Source organism: Pseudomonas sp. NPDC089401 (genome assembly GCF_044749485.1).
GTDB lineage: Bacteria > Pseudomonadota > Gammaproteobacteria > Pseudomonadales > Pseudomonadaceae > Aquipseudomonas.
Window position 1 is genome coordinate 162,412 of the sequence record NZ_JBIVIA010000005.1, and the last position, 20,658, is coordinate 183,069.

Here is a 20,658-nt window from a genome sequence, read left to right on the forward strand (position 1 = left end):
CTGTCCGGCCAGCCGCCAGACGGCTGGCGTTGCAACGGGAGACTATCAATGAACAATGCACACACTGTCAGGCCGCTGGACGGCGTCAAAGTCATCAGCCTGGAGCACGCAATCGCGGCCCCCTTCTGCACCCGTCAACTTGCAGACCTCGGCGCCCGAGTTATCAAGGTAGAACGGCCAGGCAGCGGTGATTTCGCCCGCGGCTACGATACTCGAGTCAATGGCCTATCCTCCCACTTCGTCTGGACCAACCGCTCGAAAGAGAGCCTGGGCCTGGATCTCAAGGCTGCCGAAGGCAAGGAAATCCTGCTCAAGTTGCTGGAAGACGCCGACGTGCTGATCCAGAACCTGGCGCCAGGTGCGGCAGCGCGCATGGGGCTCGACTACGAGGCGCTGAAGGAGCGCTTTCCGCGCCTGATCGTCTGCGACATATCTGGATATGGCGTCGGCGGCCCGTACGAGAAAAAGAAAGCCTATGACCTGCTCATCCAGAGCGAAGGCGGTTTTCTGTCGGTGACCGGCGGCCAGGGCGAAGACCAGTTGGCCAAGGCCGGCTGCTCGATTGCCGACATTGCCGCCGGTATGTACGCCTACACCAACATTCTCAGTGCGCTGCTGCTGCGCGAGAAGACCGGCGCCGGCAGCCGCGTCGACATCTCCATGCTCGAGAGCCTGGTGGAGTGGATGGGCTATCCGCTGTACTACGCCTACAACGACGCGCCACCACCGCCACGGGCCGGCGCCTCGCACTCCACCATCTACCCCTACGGCCCCTTCAATGCGGGCAACGGCGGCGTGGTCATGCTGGGTCTGCAGAACGAGCGCGAGTGGCGGTCGTTCTGCGAGAGCGTATTGCAACTGCCCGAGCTTGCCGATGACCCGCGCTTTGCCACCAACCCACTGCGCTCGGCCAACCGGGTGGAGCTGCGGCAGATCATTCTCGATTTGTTCTCCAGCCTCAGCGCCGACGCCGTGGTGCAGCGCCTGGATGAAGCACAGATCGCCAATGCAAGGGTCAACGAGATGGCCGGCGTATGGCAGCATCCACAGCTCAAGGCGCGCGATCGCTGGCGTGAGGTGGGCAGCCCGGCGGGCACCTTACCCGCACTGCTACCCCCAGGACGCAGCTCGGCGTTCGAGCCACGCATGGGCGACGTTCCGGCAGTCGGGCAGCATTCGTCTTCGATTCTGGCGGAGCTGGGCTATAACGTGGGCCAGATCGACCAACTGACCAAAGACAACATCATCTGATCCGAAACGCGGCGGGCTGTACGCTCGCCGAACGGCTCAAGCGCCTGAAGCTCCAGCTGCAGATGACAGAACTTGCGATGGCCCGTCGACACTGATGAGCGCCATCTGCAAGGCTGCTGAAATTGGATAGTCAGTACCCCTGCCGCCCTGCAGCATCAGGTCAGACCGCCGTGAAAGGGTGGCTGAGCAAGAGGGAATGGGCCATGAACTCGCTGAACGACTGCATCCAGACGCTGAAAATGCTGGTCGATTTCGATGCTGCGCTGATCCTCACCAATTGCACCGAAGACGGCCATCACCTGCAGCTTTGGAGCGAGGGATACGACAGTGCTTGCACCCAGGCGCTGTCTCACGATTTTCCAGCCCTGTACCCACCCGGCTTCACCGCCTGCGTTTCGCCAGCGCAACTGCTTCCGCCGTCGATTTCCCAGCAAGGCGATGATCTGTACCCGCCATTTCGCAGCACCGACATCTACAAACTGGCCTTGCATCGGCAGGGCTTTCGGGACGGCATGACGCTGGAGCTGTGGCACCAGGATCGCCCTATAGGGCTGGCGCACTTTTCCAGCAAAACCGAATGCGCCTATGGTATCGAGAGCCGCAAGCTTGCCCGAGTGGCCAGGCAAGTCATCGAAACAGCCCTCGAACGAGCAACGCTGGTGTTGCACACACCGGAATCCTTCACCCTGCGCATTGCCAATAACCATTGCACAGGCGCCTCCAGGCTGCTTGCCCCGCATGCCTGCGACCGTCTTACGCAGACGCTGTCACACCTGCCTCGCGGCACTCAACCGATACGTTTCTATTGGCCGGATGGTCGGCATTGCTACAGCGTAACGGCGGTATCGTTAGCCTCAAACGGGGTGCTGGCCCATTTCACACCCGTGCTGTACCCGCAGCAGATCACCGGCAAGGAGTTGCACACACTTAGCTGGCTGATCGCCGGCCTGGCCGATCAGGAAATCGCCCGCGCCCTGCATGTCAGCGAGAGGACCGTGCACAGCCATGTCTCCTCGCTGCTCAGAAAGCTGGACGTCAGCAGACGCTCCCAGGCTGCGGTGAAGGCCGCCATCAATCACTGGTACATTCCTGACCCTGATGGCATCCTCTTCGCCAGCCTGCATGGCAGTTGCATGACACCCAGGCCTGAGCCGCGCCATGCCGGCAGGCTCAGGCCTTGACCCTCAGCGGATATCGCGCACCAATTTCGCGGCGCTGTCCACCGCCTCGCGCTCTGCAGTCAGCAACTCATCACCGCCCATGGTGGTGAGAAAGTCATTGAAGGGGTCTGCAACCGTGCGCACCTGGGTCAGCTCCTCGATCACCGCCAAACCGCAGAATGGCAGGTAATGCGGACTGTATCCCCCCTCCTGGACAAACACGATACGCCCCTCGCATACATCCTTGGCGCAGTCGATGATAGTACGCGCCAGGTTGCGGAAACCAGCCGCGGTCACCATCATCCGCGCCAGTGGGTCCATGATGCTGGCGTCGAAGCCGGAGCCGACGATGATCAGTTCCGGCTGATAGGCGTGCAGTGCCGGTACGACAACTTTTTCCATGGCATAACGGTAAGCGGCATTACCACCGCCTGGTGGGAGAGGCACATTGAGGTTGTAGCCGTGACCATCACCCTCCCCGCGCTCGGTCGTGTAACCCAGGTTGGCCGGATAGCAGAGGTGCTGGTGCAAGGAAATGGTCAGCACGCTCGGATCTTGCCACCAGATATCCTGGGTGCCGTTACCGTGATGAACATCCCAGTCGACGATCGCTACGCGCTTCAGACCCAAGACCTCGCGCGCATAGGCGGCGGCAACAGAAGTATTGTTGAAGACACAGAAACCCAATGCCCCTTGCCGCGGGGCATGATGGCCCGGTGGGTTGACCAGTGCGTAACCAGATGATACCTCGCCTTGCACCACCTTGCGCGTCAGTTCGATCGCCCCACCCGCTGAAAGCAGCGCGATCTCAAGCCCGCCATTACCCAGCATCGTCACACCGTCGCCAGCATCGCCGCCAGCAGGCAAGGCGCTGATGCGCTGCATGTTCTGCAAATGCTCGGGAACGTGGACACGGTTGATGTCTTCAGCTGTGGCTTTGATGGCCTGGATGCTGCGCAGATGTTCCAACTGCCCGGACGCGCAGACCAGTTCGTGAAAGCGACGCTTGGTATCAGGATGGGCCAGGTGATGGGTGATGGGTTGCAGTCGAGCGCCAACGCTGGCGCCCATCATGCTTCCGGTTCCGGTATCCATCCAGCCATACAGGGTATTCCAGACGTATCCAATGGACATGGGTGACTCCTTCTTGTGGTTATTGTCCCTGGATCGTATTCATCTCGAACGTCCAACACCTCCGTAGAACTACCGATTTTCTCAGCCCTGCGTCCTGTATCACCTGAGCCTATGCAAGTCAGAACACTCACGCCCATATTTCTCAAAATGAGAAATATCAGTCATGACAATTCAGTATTCATGCTTGAAAAGGCTCGCTAGCATCAGCTGCTAATCACCCACTATCAGGCTTAGCTCAACGTGACCGATGTCGTAATCCTCCAGGCAGGTACCGCTCCAGAAGACGTGCGCGATGACAACGGCGACATACCCGAGTGGTTTCTCAATGCGATGCAAGGCACCGGGCACAGTGTGGAAGTGGTCAAGGCCTACCTGGGCGAAACGCTGCCCAACCCCACCATCGATCGAGTAGCCATCATTACCGGATCATGGTCGATGGTGACTGACAGGCACCCCTGGAGCGAAAACCTCGCTGGCTGGATCCGCCAGGCGATGGCAGTGGGCATGCCGCTGTTCGGGGTTTGCTACGGACACCAACTCATGGCCCACGCCTTGGGAGGAAGCGTCGACTACCATGCTGACGGTTGCGAAATCGGCTGTCTGCCAGTCCGGCGGACTGCAGCGGGCACCAGCGACCCGCTGCTCGGCCAATGGCCGTCAGCGTTTCCTGCTCACCTCACTCACCTGCAGACCGTCACTGGCCTACCGCCTGGCGCCCAGGTGCTTGCGTACTCGGATCATGATCCACACCAGATCATCCGCTATGCAGCAAATGCCATTTCGGTTCAGTTCCATCCAGAATTCACCCTACCCTTGGCAGCGGCCTGCATACGCCGTCGTGAGTCAACACTTGCAACTCAAGGACTGGACCCAGCGAAGCTGCTGACAGCCCTTCAAGACACCGCCCACGCCAGGCGTCTGCTGCTCAGTTTTATTCAACACAGTTGTCAAACCGTTTCCAGCCCAATGGAGAGTCACCATGTCCCTGCGTAAAATAGGCCTGATTGGCGGTATGAGCTTCGAGGGCTCTGCCGTGTACTATCGCCGGATCAACGAAGCGATCAACCAACGCCTGGGCGGCCTGCACTCTGCACAAGTGCTTTTGCACTCTGTCGACTTTCAGACCATCGTCGACATGCAGAAAACCAACCGCTGGAACGATGCGGGTGACCACCTTGCCGCGGTGGCGCGCAGCCTGGAAGCGGGCGGAGCCGATTGCATCATGATCTGCGCGGTTACCATGCACCTGGTAGCTGACGCAGTATCCCAGGCCACGCCCCTGCCCTTCATCCATATCGTCGACGCGGTTGGCCAGCGCCTGATCGCTGCCAACAAACGCAAGCCACTGCTGATCGCTACGCGATACACCATGGAGAACGGCTTCTATCCGGCCCGGATGAAAGCAGCGGGCATCGACGTCATGGTTCCAGATGCCGAAGCACGGGAGCAGATCCACAACATCATTTTTGACGAGTTGAGCATCGGTAAAGTGCTCGCTGGTTCGCGTGATCTGCTGATCAGTATCATTGAAACAGCCAAAGCCCAAGGCGCTGACTCGGTTATTTTCGGCTGTACCGAGATCTGCATGATTCTGGAAACGGACAAGCTCCCGCTACCAGGCTTCGATTCAACTGCCATTCATGTCGATGCCGCTGTCGCCTTCGCCCTTGGCGAGTGAAAGTAAAGCTGCAGCATCACTTCACCAGGGCTGGCTGAGCTTCGCTACCAGCCCTAGGCCGCATACACTCAGCGGCGGCTTCGGGAGTCTGCAAAAGATGCATGAAAGCTGCCACAGGCGCAGTCATCTCTCCCTGCCATACCAGATGCGTTCGATTGCTCGCCAATGCAGCCGGCAACGGATGGCACTGAACGCTGGTACCCAGCACTGCATGATCGAGCAACGCCTGGGAGATGACACCGACTCCCATCCCTGCTGCCACACAGGCCACGATTGCGTGATAAGAGCCAAACTCGAGAAGCTTACCGGGTGAGACGCCTTCTTCGGCCAGCCACTCCACCAGGCGCCGCCGATAAGAGCAACCATGCGGGAATACCACCACCGTCCTCCCTTGCAAATCGGCTGCCTGACTGATTGTGGCCTCCCCCTTGGCAGTGATCAGGGTCAAGACATCATCGAAGACGGGCACACTGGAAAACCGCCCAAGCTCGAACGGCTCGGCGACGAATGCTGCGTCCAGTTCATATTGCGCAAGCTTTTGCAGCAACACATCAGTGATGCCGGTCTGCAATTCGATGCTGACTTCCGGGAAGTGCTGATGATAAGCCGATAGATAGGGTGGCAGCCGGGCACCCGCGGTGCTCTCCAGGGAGCCCAGACGCAGCACACCCGCTGCGATACCAGTTTGCAGCTCTTGCTCGGCCAAATCGGCCATCTGTAGCAACCGTTGTGCATGCCTGAGCAATGTATGCCCATTGTCAGTAAGCACCAGATGCCGCCCCTGTCGCCGGAACAGCGCCACGCTCAAGCGCTCTTCCAACTGTTTTATTCGCGTCGTCACATTGGACGGCACGCGATTCAGCTGCCGGGCGGCATGGGCGATTCCCCCGTGCTGAACCACAGCGCGGAAGATGTGCAAATCTTCAAGGTCCATATTTCTCATAAAAAGAAAAATATCCCTGCCTGGTTCTTCAATCAAGAATGTGTGTCGGAAAAAAACAAACCTCCGCGGATGCGGAGGTTGCGTAAGTTCGGGAAGCCAGCGCCAAGCGGGGGGGGGCTGTAACTCTCTGGCTCCCCTTTCATCCACGCGTCGGGCAAGTACGGTAGTCGTCAGAACAGTCCGACTTACCCTGCGCCTGGACGCACTTACTCCTTGACGAACATCTTCCTAGGGACGTTGCTCAGGCAACTCACCCCAGTGGAAGTGATCGCAATGGTTTCGGTGATCTCGATACCCCAATCGTCGAACCACAGGCCCGGCATGAAATGGAACGTCATGCCAGGTTGCAGGACCGTCTGGTCCCCAATGCGCAAGCTGGTGGTTCTTTCGCCCCAGTCAGGTGGATAGCTGAGACCGACCGGGTAGCCGACACGCCCTGCCTTCTTGATACCGTGCTTGGCCATGACATCGAAGAAAGCGCGGGCAATGTCTTCGCAAGTGTTACCTGGCCGCGCGACCTCAAGCCCTGCCTCGATCCCCTCGACCACTGCTTTTTCCGCATCGAGGAACTTCTTCGGCGGTTTGCCCAGAAACACCGTACGTGAAACCGGGCAGTGATAACGACGGTATACGCCAGCAATCTCGAAGAACGTGCCTTCACCTGCGACCAGAACCGAATCATCCCACGTCAGGTGAGGCGTAGCGGCCTCAATGCCAGACGGTACGATCGGCACGATCGACGGATAGTCACCGGCAAACCCGTCGACACCACGGATGGCCGTGGAATAGATCTCGGCTACCACATCAGCCTTGCGTACACCCGGCTCGGCCACTTCGACCACACGCTCGTACATCTTCTCGAGAATACGGCCACCTATACGCATGTACTCAAGCTCGGCCTCGGACTTGACCGCACGGGCCAGGTTGACCAGGTTGTTGACGTCCACCCAGCTGGTATTGGGCAACAACATACGCAGGGTCATGAAGCTGGCGGCCGAGAAATAGAAGCTGTCCATTTCAAGTCCGACAACCCGGCGCTCCCAACCGCGTGCCTGGATCACTTCCCGGGCAAAATGCTCCATCGGGTGCAAGTCGCGCTGAACGTATTCCTCCGGGTACCCCACCAGGTTGTCATTGGCCAGGTAAGTCGTTGCCCGAGCTCCGTTCAGATCCAGGCCTCGGCCGTACCAGACAGGCTCACCTTCCATCGCGACCACAGCGTACTGGTGGTTGTAGAACGAATAACCGTCATACCCCGTCAACCAGGCGATATTCGAAGGGTCGGCAACAATCAGCAACTCGACACCGCGCTGCTGCATCATCTGCCGGACCCGGACCAACCTCGCCGCGTACTCGTCGACAGTGAAATACTGCCTCAGAGACGGGAAACCACTTCCACTCTCACTCATACCGACTCCTACCGTAAAACGTTGAGTGTTGGGCCACTCAGACACCTGCCGCTGCTTCTGGGCGGGCGCCACTTGTTTGCACAGATGCGGCTGAAAGACCGCGCTTGATCGCGCGCTTTTTGACGCGCTGAATGCGATACATCACGAACAGATAGACAAACCACAGCGGCATGAAAACCAGTGCCTGGCGCGTATCAGGCTCCAGCGCGAGCAGGCCGAGAACGAAGACGAAGAACACAAGGCATGCCCAGGACATGAAGATCCCGGCAGGCATCTTGAACGTCGAGGTTTCATGCAGATCAGGTCGTTTGGCACGGTAGGCCAGGTACGAACCCAGGATGATGCACCAGGTGAAAATGAACAGGATCGCCGCGATGGTCGACACCGTGGTGAACACTGTCATCAGGTCTGGAATCAATACCAGCAGCGCAGTGCCCATGAACATGCAGAAGCACGAGAAGATCAGCGCAGGCATAGGCACCGCAGACTTCGACAGGCGCTTGAACACCGAAGGCGCATCAACTTCACACGACAAACCGAACAGCATGCGGCTGGAAGAGAACACGTCGCAGTTGCCCGCCGACATGGCCGAGCTGATCACCACGAAGTTGATCACACCTGCCGCGATTGGCAGACCGGCGATCTGGTACAACTGAACGAACGGGCTCTTGTCCGGGGCAACCATGGCCCAGGAAGAAACGGCGATGATGCAGGACAGAGACAGTACGTAGAACAGCAGCACCCGGATCGGTACAGCGTTGATGGCCTTGGGCAGGGTTTTGTAGGGGTCCTTGGCTTCAGCGGCCGTGGTACCCAGCAACTCGATGCCTGCGAAAGAGAAAATGGCGATCTGGAAACCGGCGAAGAAACCCATGATGCCATTAGGGAACATCGTTCCAGGCTCGATCACATGCTTGAACGAAGCCGTTACTCCCGTGGGCGAGACGAACCCGCTGGCGACCATCACGAAGGCCGCCACAATCAGCGACACGATGGCGATAATCTTGATCAGGGCGAACCAGAACTCCATTTCCCCGAAAGCCTTGACCGCCATGATGTTCAGCAGGAACAGGAAAGCCAGCGTGCCCATCCCGGGTATCCAGGGCGACAAGTCCGGGAACCAGAATTTGAAGTAACCACCGATCACGATGAAGTCGGCCACACCCACGATCACCAGCGTCATCCAGTACGACCAGCCAACGAAGAAGCCAGCCCACGGCCCAAGGTAATGGGTGGCGAAGTCCGCGAATGTCTTGAACTTCAAGTTCGACAGCAGCAACTCACCGAGCGCGCGCATGACGAAGAACAGGAAGAAGCCAATGATGGCGTATGTGAGGACAATGGACGATCCGGAGACATGGATCATCTTGCCGGCGCCCATGAACAGGCCAGTACCGATGGCGCCGCCGATGGCGATCAACTGGATATGGCGGTTCGCCAAGCCGCGAACCAATGTGCCTTCACCGTCAGGGGTGCTGGCCGACGCATCCGACGATGCGTGCACGGGTTGCTTTTGCATACCTTTCACCTTTGATTTTATTAACTTTATTTAAGGCAGAACTAAGGTCGAGCATTACAAATCGGGAGATGTCAGGTTCGAACAAGCCACTGCAGCAGTGGCTTGACCTGAACTTATTGATCGAGCGAAACGCTGCGCACCACTTTGCGCAGGAAGCTTTCACACTGAGCCAGCTGGTCCAGCGAAAGGTATTCGTTAGCCTTGTGTGCCTGCAGAATGTCACCTGGGCCGCAGATGATGCTGGGGATCCCGGCATCCTGGAATTGGCCAGCCTCGGTGCCATACGCAACCTTGCGCTTGTCCTGGTCACCCGTGAGCGCACGCACCAGTTTGGTGATTTCCGCCTGCTCGCTGGCGTTGAGGCCCGGTGCATCAGAGATCATGTCGAAGGCAATGGCCGCATCGGGGTGTTCTGCCTTCATCTTCGGCAGCAGTACATCGAAGGCGTAGGCTTCGATCTGCTTGAAGATCACTTTTGGATCAAGGGTCGGCAGGTTGCGGAACTCGAACTCGAAATTGCATTCGGCCGGCACGGTATTCATCGCGTTGCCGCCGCTGATGGTGCTGGTCTGCGCGGTGGTGAACGGAACATCGTACTGCTCGTCGAACGGGCCACTGCGACGGAATCCTTCCGCGGTGTCGCGAATGAAGCAGATCAGCCGCGCGGCATATTCGATGGCATTCAGCCCGTGCGGCGTCAGCGACGAATGGGCAGCGTGGCCTTTGAAGCAGCAGCGATAAGCATTGATGCCTTTGTGCGCGATGATCGGGCGCATGTTGGTTGGCTCACCGACGATGCAACCGTCTGGGTTGATGCCACGCTTCATCAGCTCTTCGATCATCAGCGGCGCACCCAGGCAAGTCACTTCCTCATCGAACGACAAGGCAAAGTGAATCGGCCGGGCCAAGCGCATTCCCAGCATTTCCGGCACCATGTGCAAGCCGGCACCAATGAACCCCTTCATGTCACAGGTGCCACGACCATACAGCTTGCCGTCCCGCACCTCAGGCTTGAACGGATCGCTATGCCAGTCCTGGCCATCCACTGGCACTACGTCGGTATGGCCCGACAGCACGATGCCACCGTGGGTGACGCCGGAGCTCGCCGGAATGGTTGCGAAAAGGTTCGCCCACTGCCCGCTCTTGTGGTGCGTGAGGGTGCATTCGACACCCAGCCCGGTCAGATATCCACGCACGTCTTCGATCAGCTCCAGATTGGAAAGACGGCTTACGGTGTTCATCGCCACCAGCCGCTTCACCCATTCCAGAGAAGCAGGCATCTGCCCAGCTGTGCCAGCGGCGGTACCGAGTGCTTCAAACGTATTCATTCAGGGGCTCCTCAAGTCAGCCTCTTGTCTTTGCGCGTCCGCCGGAACGAATCGAGGCTCTCGGCCCTGAGGTCCTGCAGCGGAGTCTTGCGTAGCCTTGACGCTCGTCCCGGTCACGAGCGATCAAATTCATTCGCAAAGAGAATATTACACAACGCCTTTCGTACGGCAAGACAATTAACTACATCTCTTTCACATGAAAGATATTAAAACCATTGATCTTTTGCATTTGAAATTCTTACTGCCATTCGGTGTGATAGGCTTACATTTGTAAACCCGACCCCCTCTCAGGAGCACTACGTGCAAAAATCCTCCACCCACTCCACCATCCGCCAGGTGACTGCTCCCGAAACGCCTACCTTTGGATTCGATGAGGTCGACCTGGCCCTGCTCAAGGTGCTGGTGACCGACGCCCGGCTCTCTCAGCGTCAGATCGCCGGAAACCTGGGCATCTCCGCCCCCACTGTCAGCGAGCGCATGAGCCGCCTGGAAAAGGCAGGCGTCATCCGCGGTTACACTGCCGAGGTGGATTGGGCCGCGATGGGTTACCCGCTGACTGTTTTCCTGTCGGTGGTAGCCACCCCCGGTTATGACATCGGTGATGTGATGAGCCAGATGTGGAAAATCCCCGAGGTGCAGGACGTGCTACTAGTCACCGGCGACCTCGACCTGCTGGTGCGCCTCCGGGCCCGAGACCACAATCACCTGCGCGCCATCCTCATGGACAGGGTTTGGCAGATCACTGGCCTGCAGGGGACTGCCACTCAAGTGTCGATCGCTGAAATGCCAGCGAAGAATTTCTCCGAAGGGTTGCTGCTGGAAATCGAGGAATTCCTCAAGGAACAGCGGGAGGCATGAATAACGCATGGACCTGAAAGCAAAAAAGGCGCCAGGCTTCACACCTGGCGCCTTCTTGTTCGGACTACCCGCTTAAGCGATCACGCCTTCAGCACGCAGCTCACCGACAACCTGCTCGACTGCCTGACGGGTCAGCTCGACGATTTCGTTGACCTCGTCGATGGTGATGGTCAGCGGTGGCGAGAAGCCCAGGATATCGCCATGCGGCATTGCACGGGCGATCAGGTTGCGATCACGGGCAGCCTGGGAAATGCGGGCACCCACTTTCAGCGATGCATCGAAGCGGACCTTCTTCTCAGGGTCGGCTACGAACTCCAGTGCAGCCAGCAGGCCAATACCGCGGACCTCGCCCACGATCGGGCAATTGCCGAAGGTTTCCTTCAGGCTCTGCAGGAAGTAGGCGCCAACCTTCTCAGCATGCTCCGGGATGTTTTCCCGCTCGATGATGTCCAGAACTGCGTTGGCAGTGGCCAGGCCGATCGGGTGGCCCGAGTAGGTGTAGCCGTGCGAGAACGGGCCCACTTTGTCTGCGCCGTCTTCGAAGACCTTGTACACCTTCTCGCTGACAATCACGGCCGACAGCGGGAAGTAGGCAGAGGTCAGGCCTTTGGCGCAGGTGATCAGGTCTGGCTCGAGACCGAAGTGGTCGCAGCCGAACATCTTGCCGGTACGACCGAAGCCGCAAACCACTTCGTCAGCGATCAGCAGGATGTCGTACTTGTCCAGTACCCGCTTGATCTCGGTCCAGTAACCCTTTGGCGGCGGCACGATACCACCCGAACCCAGCACCGGCTCACCAATCAGGGCGCCGATGGTGTCCGCACCTTCTTTCAGAATCAGCTCTTCGAGTTCAGCGGCGCGGCGAGCAGAGAACTGCTCTTCGGTTTCGCCTGGGTTGGAACCCCAGTAGTAGTGAGGAACGCCAGTGCGCAGGATGATCGGCAGCGGCAGGTCCATGTTGTTGTGGTAGAAGCTCATGCCGGTCATCGAGCCGGAGATGATCGAGCTGCCGTGGTAGGCGCGCTCACGGGCAATGATCTTCTTTTTGTTCGGCTTGCCGCGCAAGTTGTTGTAGTACCACACCAGCTTGGCTTGGGTTTCGTTGGCGTCCGAACCGGACTGGCCATAGAACACCTTGCTCATCTTGCCAGGTGCCATCTTGACCAGACGCGACGACAGGCGAGCCAGCTGATCGGTGGTGTGGCCTGCGTAAGTGTGGAAGAAGCCCAGCTTGTGTGCCTGCTCGGAAATCGCATCGGCGATTTCGGTACGGCCATAACCCAGGTTCATGCAGTACAGGCCGGCAAAGCTGTCGATGTACTCACGGCCGGTGGAGTCGGTCACGCGGATGCCTTTGGCATCGACGATCACGGTGGGGTCGATCTTACCGGTGGCCAAGTCTTTGAGCTGAGTGAAAGGGTGCAGTACCGACGCGCGATCCTGCTCCATGATTTCTTGGTAGTTTTTATCGTTCATAGCACTTTCCTGTCTTGGTCAATGGTTTCAGGGCTGAACCCGTCCACCAGGGCTAGATGACCCTTAGCCGACCTGCCTGCAGGCTGGGCATTCCACACCCAGCCTCTCGGTCACGCCATCGACACCAGCGATCATATGAAATGTAAAATCACACGAACAAGCACATACGTCAACTGTTTTTGCTTCGTGCTTTGCATTTGATACAAATATTGCAAAAAACACCTTTCATACAACCAGAGTCAACCAACGCACTCGCTGATACCACTGTCAGGGGAAAGGCCAAGCCTGACGCCCTGAGGGCTGACCTTGGTGGGTGGCCTATTGCTCAAGACTGCGAATGACCTTCTGGATGAATGCCTCACACTGGCCAATCTGTTCCAGCGTCACGAACTCGTTGGCCTTGTGCGCCTGCATGATGTCACCCGGCCCACAAATGACACTCGGAATACCCGCCTCCTGGAACTGTCCGGCCTCGGTGCCGTAAGCCACCTTGCGCTTTTCGTCATCACCGGTCAGTGCTCGCACTAGCTGAGTGATCGCAGCCTGCTCCGACGCGTCTAGACCCGGCGCATCGGAGATAAGGGTGAAGTCGATGGCGCCACTGGCATGCTCTTTCTGCATCTGCGGCAACAGCACTTCGTTGGCATAACGTTGAATGCGCTCGAAGATAGGCTTCGGGTTCATGGTTGGCAGGTTGCGGAATTCGAACTGGAACTTGCACAGCGCCGGCACGGTATTCATCGCGTTGCCACCTACGATGGTGCTGGCCTGAGCCGTGGTGAATGGCACGTCATAGAGCTGATCGAACGGCCCCTTCTGCTTAAACTCATCGGCCATGTCACGGATGTAACAGATCAGCCGTGCGGCATACTCGATGGCATTCAATCCGTGAGGCGTCAACGATGAATGCGCCGCATGGCCGTGAACACAGCATTCATAGGCATTGATGCCTTTGTGGGCAACGATCGGGCGCATGCCAGTCGGCTCGCCGACGATACAGCCATCGGGATTCACACCGCGGCGCATCAGCTCCTCGATCATGATCGGCGCCCCCAGGCAGGTCACCTCCTCGTCAAAAGAAAGCGCGAGGTGAATCGGCTTTTGCAACTGCGCAGCCTGCATCTGCGGCACAAGGGCCAGCGATGCGCCGATGAAGCCTTTCATGTCGCAGGTGCCGCGGCCATACATCTTGCCGTCGATGATTACTGGCTTGAAGGGGTCGGTCGCCCAGTCCTGGCCGTCTACCGGCACCACATCGGTATGGCCGGACAGCACGACTCCGCCGGTGGTCTGGCCGGTTACGCTGGGGATGGTGGCAAACAGGTTGGCCCATTTGCCAGTCGAATGGTGAGTGAGCACGGACTGCACCCCGAGCTTGGCCAATTCGTCGCGCACCAGCTCGATCAACCCCAGGTTGGAGTTACGGCTGACGGTGTCGATCGAAACCAGGCGCTCGATCCAGTCGAGGGAGATCGGGTGGGAAGCCATCTGATTCATGGGTATAACCTGCAGAGAATACTGTTCCCATCGGGAACCACGGTTAGGAAGCATCGCCAAAGCCTCCGCACTGAAAGTACGAAGGCCATGACGCTGCGGTCATCAGTCTTTGACGAAGAGTTTGCGCGGTACGTTGGCCAGGGTTTCAACCCCGGTGTCGGTGATCAGGATGCTTTCGGTGATCTCCAGGCCCCAGTCGTCCATCCACAATCCAGGCATGAAATGGAACGTCATGCCGGGCTGGAGCACACTGGTATCAGTCGGACGCAAGCTCATGGTGCGCTCGCCCCAATCCGGCGGATAACTGATACCGATCGGGTAGCCGCAACGTGAGTCCTTGTGGATGCCGAATTTTTCCAGCACCTTGAAGAATGCCCGGGCGATATCCCCGGTGGTGTTGCCTGGGCGAGCAGCTTCGAGGCCGGCATGGATACCTTCAACGACGGCCTGCTCGGCTTCGAGGAAGTGCTTCGGCGGCTTGCCCAGATAGATCGTGCGTGACATCGGGCAGTGATACCGACGGTGGCACCCAGCGATCTCGAAGAAGGTGCCCGCCCCTCGCTCGAAGCGCGTGTCGTCCCAGGTAAGGTGAGCAGCACTGGCATCAGGACCGGTCGGCAGCATGGGCACGATGGCGGGATAGTCGCCGCCGTGCTCTGGCGTACCAGCGATGGCTGTGTGGTAAATCTCGGCCACCAGATCGTTCTTGCGTATACCCGGTTCGACGACCTCCAGGATACGGTTGTGCATGTTCTCGACAATGCGCGCGGCGCGGCGCATGTACACGATTTCCTGCGGCGACTTGACTGCGCGCTGCCAGTTAACCAGTCCTTCGGCATCACTGAAGGTGGCATTGGGCAAGTGCTTGATCAACGACTGGTAAGCGGCGGCGCTGAAATAATAGTTATCCATTTCCACGCCGATGCGCAGGTTTGACCAGCCGCGCGGGATGATGACTTCCTTGCACAGGTAGTCCATCGGATGGCGCTCAGGGGTCTGAACGTAGATATCCGGATAAGGAATGATGTTGTCGAGTTGCAAGTACACCGTGCGCTTGGCGCCATTGGAGTCCTGAACCCGGCCATACCAGACCGGCTCGCCATCAAGTGCTACCAGCACGCATTGATGGGTATAGAACGACCAACCATCATACCCGGTCAACCAGGCCATGTTGGAAGGATCAGTGACGATCAGCAACTCGATGCCTTTTTGCTGCATGGAAGTCCTGACTTTGGTCAGGCGCTCATCATATTCCTTTAATGAAAACGGCAAATTGATCACTGAATCTGGCATAGCGCATCTCCTTTATTATATGGAAATCACGTTACCTCAAGAAACATAAAAACAGGCACAACACTCAAACGCCGACTGCTGATTTACAACAGAATGCATCAGGTCGCTTAAACTCACGCCCTCCCACCCTGCGGTAGCAATGTTGCACTTCAACAGCACGAATTTGATTTCTGGTTACGAGCTCAGCTTACCGAGCGTTTAATTGACCCTCATTGCCCTAGAACATTTTTTACAAGCGCAGTTTATTGGGTGCGCACAATAAAGATGCAACACCAGGAATGCTGCACCTGATTAGGTCAGGCGCCGAATAATCGATGCTGAATTTGCTTTGTCACAAGGCTCAGACAACCGAAGCAAACGTGCCCGAGATCAGCTCGAGTGTCCGCTTCATCTGCTCGTCGTCGTACTCGGCACCAATGGAAATTCGGATCGCCTGCGGCGGCTTACCGCCCGGTACGGTAAACGGCTCGGAGGAAGTGACTGCAATACCGAGTTCGCGTAATCGGCTCACCAAGGCCTGCATCCCCCAGTACGGGGGCACTCGAAGCCATGTGATCAATGCACGAGGGTGCTGAGCCAGGATGTACTCCTTGAGGTGGGCACTGACTAGCGCCTGACGCGCCTCGATCAATTCACGCTGCACCTTGGTCAGCACCTCGGCCGTACCGTCACGTAACCAGCGGGCTGCCACTTCCGACATGATCGGGTTGGTCATCCAGCTGGTTAGCCGCAATACCGTTTCAGCCCTGGCTGCAGCTCGCTTGGGGGGAACCAGGAATCCAACGCGAAGCGAGGTCATCACGGATTTGGTCAGGCTGGTGCAATAGAACGAAAGGTCCGGCAAATATTGACTGATGGGTACGTAGCTGCCGGCACCCAGCAATGGGCCGTAGACATCGTCCTCGATGATAAAAACACCATGATTTCCAGCGATCTCGGCAATCTCGCGGCGCCGCGCGTCAGGCATGATGCTGCTGGTCGGGTTGTTGAGGTTGGGCGTGCAAACCAGCGCCGTGACGCGGTCATTGCAGCACAAATCATCGAAGTCCTCGGGCTTGATGCCGTATGCGTCAGTGTCGAGCCCTTTCAGGCTGAACCCCACAACCTGCGCACTGCCGATGATCCCATGATCGGTCAGGTTCTCGCAGGCGACCAGGTCACCATGACCCGTAATTGAGGTCAGTGCGATGTGCAACGCATGCGTCGCGCCATTGGTGATCATCACTCGGCCCGGTTCTACTTTCAGACCATGGCTGCCTATCCAGGCACTGGCAATTTCTCGATGCGCCTGAGCTCCGGCGATGGGGCGGGAGGCGCGTAACCAGGGCTGCTCCTGCTCCTGACTCATTCGCTCGCACAACGCCCGCCAACAACGCTCATGCTCGGTTGTGCGCATCAGCGTTGCCGTCGAAAGGTCGGCAATCGCGGGCTGGTCTTCATCGAGAATGTAGGTGGTGATGTGTTTCGTCACGCGCTTGGAGACATGGCTGCCGCGCCCGACTTCGCAGCGCAGCAACCCCAGGCGCTCCAGTTCCTGATAAGCGTTGGTAACGGTCTGGCCGCTGATGCCCAAGGCGTGTGCTACCTGGCGCTGAGACGGCAACCGTTGCAGCTCCGCCAACCGACCTTGCTCGATATCCTCGGCGATGGTTCTCACCAAGGTCTTGTACTTCGACTCACCCTCTTCTGCATGCTGCAACGCTGCCCGCCACTCTTCCAGCATGAACTCACCTCACCGTTCTTTTTATGGTTAGTTGCCGTCGACAAACGGCTAATGCCCTAGAGCATTACTGATTTCTAACCGTTTGGGTATTCTCAAATTGCGTCCGGACAACGCCGCCGATGCCTCTGGTACGGCTTTTCAGATCGTCGACCCAGCGCAGGTCGACAACTACCGACACTCAAATACTGCCTCCTATGCCGTATACGGATCACAAAAGGAGTTATGCGATGAGTAGTACAAATACAAGAAAAAACGGTATCACTGCAGCAGTCCTCACCGCGTTCCTGGTTGCTGCGACACCCTTGACGTCCCATGCAACAACACTCGAATCGCTGACCGAGAAAGGCTCAGTCAGGGTGGGCTACGCCAGCGAAGCCCCCTTCGCCTTTGCCACACCGGATGGTGTGGTGACCGGAGAATCGCCAGAAATCGCCAAGGCGATCTTCAAACGACTTGGCGTCAAAGAGGCCACGGGCGTACTGACGGAATGGGGGGCGCTCATTCCAGGGCTCACTGCCAAGCGTTTCGACGTCATTGCAGCAGGGATGTACATCACTCCCGCACGCTGCAAGCAGGTAATTTTCAGCGATCCGCTGTCCAAGATCACCGACACGTTCCTTGTCGCACCGGGCAATCCGAAAAATCTACGCAGCTATGCAGACGTGGCGAAAAACCCAGACGCCAAACTGGCCATGCTCGCAGGATCGGTCTACACCAAGTACGCCCGTGATGCCGGCATCAATGACGATCAGATCCTCCAGGTGCCAGATGCCACAGCTCAGTTGCAGGCAATTCTGGCTGGCCGCGCCGACGCAGCCGTCAGCACCCGGCTGACGGTCAAGGGGATTGCAGCCAAAGGCGGGGATAAAGTCGAAGCAGTCCAAGATTTCCAAGACAGCCCAGACCATATCAACTATGGCGCCCTTGCCTTCCGACCCGATGACACGGCCTTGCGTGACGCTGTCAACGCCGAACTGAAAAAGTGGCTAGGCAGTGACGAGCATCGCAAAACCGTGAGCCAATTCGGCTTCGATGAAACCAATATTCCAGACAAGACCGCCGCCGAAGTGTGCAGCAGAACCTGACGTCTTGAACCCGGGAGGCCACTCCTTTGTGTGGTGGCTTTCCGCAGTCCTGGAGAAGCATTATGGGCGAACTTATGCCACTGCTCATGCAGGGAGCCTGGATCACCATCCAGATCACGGTATTGAGCACCTTACTGGCCGTTCCGGCCGCAATCCTTGCAGAACTCGGGCGCCGCGCCACATGGCAGCCGATTCGTTGGTTCAGCATCTGCTACGTGGAAGTGTTCAGAGGGTCATCGCTGCTGGTGCAATTATTCTGGCTGTTTTTCGTACTACCCCTGCCGCCATTCAATATCGAACTGACTCCGTATCAAGTCGCCGTACTTGGTATGGGCTTACATATAGGCGCCTATGGCGCAGAGATCATGCGAGGGGCATTCAAGGCAATTCCCAAAGGGCAATATGAAGCCTGCACGGCGTTAAACTTCGGGCGCTTCTCGCAATTTCGCAGAATCATCTTGCCCCAAGCCATGGTCGCGGCAATCCCACCGGGCACGAACTTGCTGATTGAATTACTTAAAAATACCTCGTTGCTTTCATTGATCACCTTGGCCGACTTGTCCTTCCGCGCCAAACAACTCGACCAGTACACATTCGAGACGGTGAAAGTTTACGCGTTGACGCTGCTGCTCTACTTCATCATGGCCCAGGTCATCAGCCTGACCATGCGCAGAGTGGAGAAGCGCGTACAACTTGGTCGTATGGGAGGAAGCCTGCGATGAACATCTTCGATTGGGATTACGCTTGGGAGATTCTTCCGGAACTGTTGTTGGCCTCGGTGAAAACATTGCAAATCACGGTATTCGCGTTTTGCATCGCGGTCGTGGTGGGTTTGTTTCTCGCATTGGCAAGGCGCAGCCACATCAAGACGCTGTCGTGGTCGGCCAGTTTGTTCATCGAGTTCATGCGCAGCACGCCGCTGCTCATCCAGATCTACTTCATTTTCTACGTGTTTCCGACGTTCTCGATCAACCTTTCTGCAATGCAGGCAGGCCTGATCGGTCTGGGCCTCCACTACGCCTGCTACCTGGCGGAGGTTTACCGGGGAGGCCTGGAAAGCGTACCCAGAGGGCAGTGGGAAGCGGTCACCGCCCTGAACATGAAGGCATCGGCTGCGTACCGCCGCATCATCATTCCGCAGGCCCTCAAACCGATCCTTCCACCGATGGGCAATTACCTCATCGCAATGCTGAAGGAAACGCCGGTGCTCTCTGCAATCACTGTTGTGGAAATTATGCTCAAAGCCAAGAACCTGGGCTCCGAAAGCTTCCGTTTCCTTGAACCCATTACCATGGTCGGCGCATTTTTCCTGATCATTTCCATCGTACTCGCGGTGGGCGTTCGTAACGTTGAATCCCGTCTGGAGAGCCAAAAATGACAATGAATCTTTCCCGCTCGACTTCCCAGCAGTCGGATTTTTCAGCAGCCCTCAAGAGCAACGGCGCCATGACACAGAGCGAGCAACTGCGTGGTGTGCCGATCATCACGCCAGCCACAGCCATCGTCGAGATGCGCAACGTGACCAAACGCTACGGCAATATTACCGTTCTGAATGACCTCAACCTGGCGGTCAAGCCGGCCGAGAAAGTAGCGATCATCGGGCCGAGCGGCTCAGGCAAGTCGACCTTGCTGCGTGCGTTGATGACCCTTGAAACCATTGACGAGGGCGAGATCATCATCGAAGGAGACCCGCTCAACTACATGCTCAACAAGCGGGGCGATCGTATTGCTCCCAGCAGCGCCCACATTCGCAAAGTGCGCGGCAAGATCGGCATGGTGTTCCAGAGCTTCAACCTGTTTCCGCACATGTCTGCGCTCCAGAACGTAATCGAAGCGCAGGTGCAGGTACTGGCCATCCCCAAAGCCGAAGCACGGGAGCGCGCCGCCACCCTGCTGGAAAAAGTCGGTCTGGGTAACAAGATGGATAACTACCCTTCCCAGCTCAGCGGTGGCCAACAGCAGCGGGTTGCAATGGCCCGCGCATTGGCCATGCGGCCTAAGGTCATGCTGTTCGACGAAGTGACTTCTGCCCTCGACCCCGAGTTGTGCGGCGAAGTACTCAACGTCATTCGCGAACTGGGGGAAGAACACAATCTGACCATGCTGATGGTGACTCACCAGATGGGCTTCGCACGCGAGTTCGCCGATCGTGTCTGCTTCTTCCACCAAGGCAGGATTCACGAACAGGGTACGCCGGAAGAGCTGTTCACCCATCCTCAGCAGGAGCGCACCCGCGCATTCCTGAGTGCCGTGCGCGAAGCCAACTGATTCATCGGATGAACTCTGGGCGCGAAGGCCACGCCA

Annotated in this window: 18 protein-coding genes; 9 read left to right on the forward strand and 9 right to left on the reverse strand. The window is 57.8% G+C overall.

Annotated features, from left to right (window positions below; genetic code table 11):
• Positions 1-48: 48 nt before the first annotated feature.
• Both ACIP21_RS13860 and ACIP21_RS13865 read left to right on the forward strand, forming a co-directional pair.
• Positions 49-1,251: a CaiB/BaiF CoA transferase family protein gene (locus tag ACIP21_RS13860; RefSeq protein WP_400688286.1), complete on the forward strand. Its 1,203-nt coding sequence runs from the start codon at positions 49-51 to the stop codon at positions 1,249-1,251.
• Between the two features lie 203 nt (positions 1,252-1,454).
• Positions 1,455-2,432, forward strand: a complete 978-nt coding sequence (locus ACIP21_RS13865; protein ID WP_400688288.1) for a LuxR C-terminal-related transcriptional regulator — start codon at positions 1,455-1,457, stop codon at positions 2,430-2,432.
• Between the two features lie 3 nt (positions 2,433-2,435).
• On the opposite strand, the gene ACIP21_RS13870 is transcribed toward ACIP21_RS13865, so the two are convergent.
• Complete coding sequence (locus tag ACIP21_RS13870) at positions 2,436-3,545, reverse strand: class II histone deacetylase (RefSeq protein ID WP_400688290.1); 1,110 nt, start codon at positions 3,543-3,545, stop codon at positions 2,436-2,438.
• Between the two features lie 240 nt (positions 3,546-3,785).
• Here ACIP21_RS13870 and ACIP21_RS13875 point away from each other — a divergent pair, with 240 nt between their 5' ends.
• Together ACIP21_RS13875 and ACIP21_RS13880 are read left to right on the forward strand one after the other, a co-directional pair.
• On the forward strand, positions 3,786-4,538 hold the full coding sequence (locus ACIP21_RS13875) for a glutamine amidotransferase (RefSeq protein WP_400688292.1): 753 nt from the start codon (positions 3,786-3,788) through the stop codon (positions 4,536-4,538).
• A complete protein-coding gene (locus tag ACIP21_RS13880) occupies positions 4,525-5,223 on the forward strand; it encodes an aspartate/glutamate racemase family protein (protein WP_400688294.1) in 699 nt (232 codons plus the stop codon). The genes ACIP21_RS13875 and ACIP21_RS13880 overlap by 14 nt, the downstream gene beginning before the upstream one ends.
• A 16-nt stretch (positions 5,224-5,239) precedes the next feature.
• Here ACIP21_RS13880 and ACIP21_RS13885 read toward each other — a convergent pair whose 3' ends face one another.
• The 4 genes from ACIP21_RS13885 to argE (ACIP21_RS13900) form a co-directional block, all read right to left on the reverse strand.
• Entirely contained in the window at positions 5,240-6,157 is a 918-nt protein-coding gene (locus ACIP21_RS13885) for a LysR substrate-binding domain-containing protein (RefSeq protein WP_400688296.1), read from the reverse strand.
• A 215-nt stretch (positions 6,158-6,372) separates the two neighbouring features.
• The gene (gene doeA / locus ACIP21_RS13890) at positions 6,373-7,575 is read right to left on the reverse strand and encodes an ectoine hydrolase DoeA (RefSeq protein WP_400688298.1); all 1,203 of its coding nucleotides are present in this window, start codon (positions 7,573-7,575) and stop codon (positions 6,373-6,375) included.
• A 37-nt stretch (positions 7,576-7,612) separates the two neighbouring features.
• Positions 7,613-9,094, reverse strand: a complete 1,482-nt coding sequence (locus ACIP21_RS13895; protein WP_400688300.1) for an amino acid permease — start codon at positions 9,092-9,094, stop codon at positions 7,613-7,615.
• A gap of 113 nt (positions 9,095-9,207) precedes the next feature.
• A complete protein-coding gene (argE, locus tag ACIP21_RS13900; protein ID WP_400688302.1) occupies positions 9,208-10,422 on the reverse strand; it encodes an acetylornithine deacetylase in 1,215 nt (404 codons plus the stop codon).
• Positions 10,423-10,722: 300 nt separating this feature from the next.
• On the opposite strand from argE (ACIP21_RS13900), the gene ACIP21_RS13905 reads away from it, so the two are divergent.
• Positions 10,723-11,280: an Lrp/AsnC family transcriptional regulator gene (locus tag ACIP21_RS13905; protein WP_400688304.1), complete on the forward strand. Its 558-nt coding sequence runs from the start codon at positions 10,723-10,725 to the stop codon at positions 11,278-11,280.
• Between the two features lie 72 nt (positions 11,281-11,352).
• Here ACIP21_RS13905 and ACIP21_RS13910 read toward each other — a convergent pair whose 3' ends face one another.
• The 4 genes from ACIP21_RS13910 to ACIP21_RS13925 all read right to left on the reverse strand — a co-directional run bounded on the left by ACIP21_RS13910 (position 11,353) and on the right by ACIP21_RS13925 (position 17,269).
• The gene (locus tag ACIP21_RS13910) at positions 11,353-12,756 is read right to left on the reverse strand and encodes an aminotransferase (protein ID WP_400688306.1); all 1,404 of its coding nucleotides are present in this window, start codon (positions 12,754-12,756) and stop codon (positions 11,353-11,355) included.
• 318 nt (positions 12,757-13,074) lie between these two features.
• Complete coding sequence (gene argE, locus ACIP21_RS13915; RefSeq protein ID WP_400688308.1) at positions 13,075-14,253, reverse strand: acetylornithine deacetylase; 1,179 nt, start codon at positions 14,251-14,253, stop codon at positions 13,075-13,077.
• A gap of 102 nt (positions 14,254-14,355) precedes the next feature.
• Positions 14,356-15,546, reverse strand: coding sequence for an ectoine hydrolase DoeA (gene doeA, locus ACIP21_RS13920; protein WP_400688310.1), 1,191 nt, complete (start codon positions 15,544-15,546; stop codon positions 14,356-14,358).
• A 340-nt stretch (positions 15,547-15,886) separates the two neighbouring features.
• On the reverse strand, positions 15,887-17,269 hold the full coding sequence (locus tag ACIP21_RS13925; protein ID WP_400688311.1) for a PLP-dependent aminotransferase family protein: 1,383 nt from the start codon (positions 17,267-17,269) through the stop codon (positions 15,887-15,889).
• A gap of 227 nt (positions 17,270-17,496) precedes the next feature.
• Between ACIP21_RS13925 and ehuB the strand changes: the two genes are divergently transcribed.
• The 4 genes from ehuB (at position 17,497) to ehuA (ending at position 20,622) form a co-directional block, all read left to right on the forward strand.
• Entirely contained in the window at positions 17,497-18,354 is an 858-nt protein-coding gene (gene ehuB / locus ACIP21_RS13930; RefSeq protein WP_400688313.1) for an ectoine/hydroxyectoine ABC transporter substrate-binding protein EhuB, read from the forward strand.
• A 62-nt stretch (positions 18,355-18,416) separates the two neighbouring features.
• The gene (ehuC, locus tag ACIP21_RS13935) at positions 18,417-19,076 is read left to right on the forward strand and encodes an ectoine/hydroxyectoine ABC transporter permease subunit EhuC (protein ID WP_400688315.1); all 660 of its coding nucleotides are present in this window, start codon (positions 18,417-18,419) and stop codon (positions 19,074-19,076) included.
• Positions 19,073-19,732: an ectoine/hydroxyectoine ABC transporter permease subunit EhuD gene (gene ehuD / locus ACIP21_RS13940; RefSeq protein WP_400688317.1), complete on the forward strand. Its 660-nt coding sequence runs from the start codon at positions 19,073-19,075 to the stop codon at positions 19,730-19,732. The genes ehuC and ehuD overlap by 4 nt, the downstream gene beginning before the upstream one ends.
• 131 nt (positions 19,733-19,863) lie before the next feature.
• Positions 19,864-20,622: an ectoine/hydroxyectoine ABC transporter ATP-binding protein EhuA gene (gene ehuA / locus ACIP21_RS13945; RefSeq protein WP_400688708.1), complete on the forward strand. Its 759-nt coding sequence runs from the start codon at positions 19,864-19,866 to the stop codon at positions 20,620-20,622.
• The last annotated feature ends 36 nt before the right edge of the window (positions 20,623-20,658 follow it).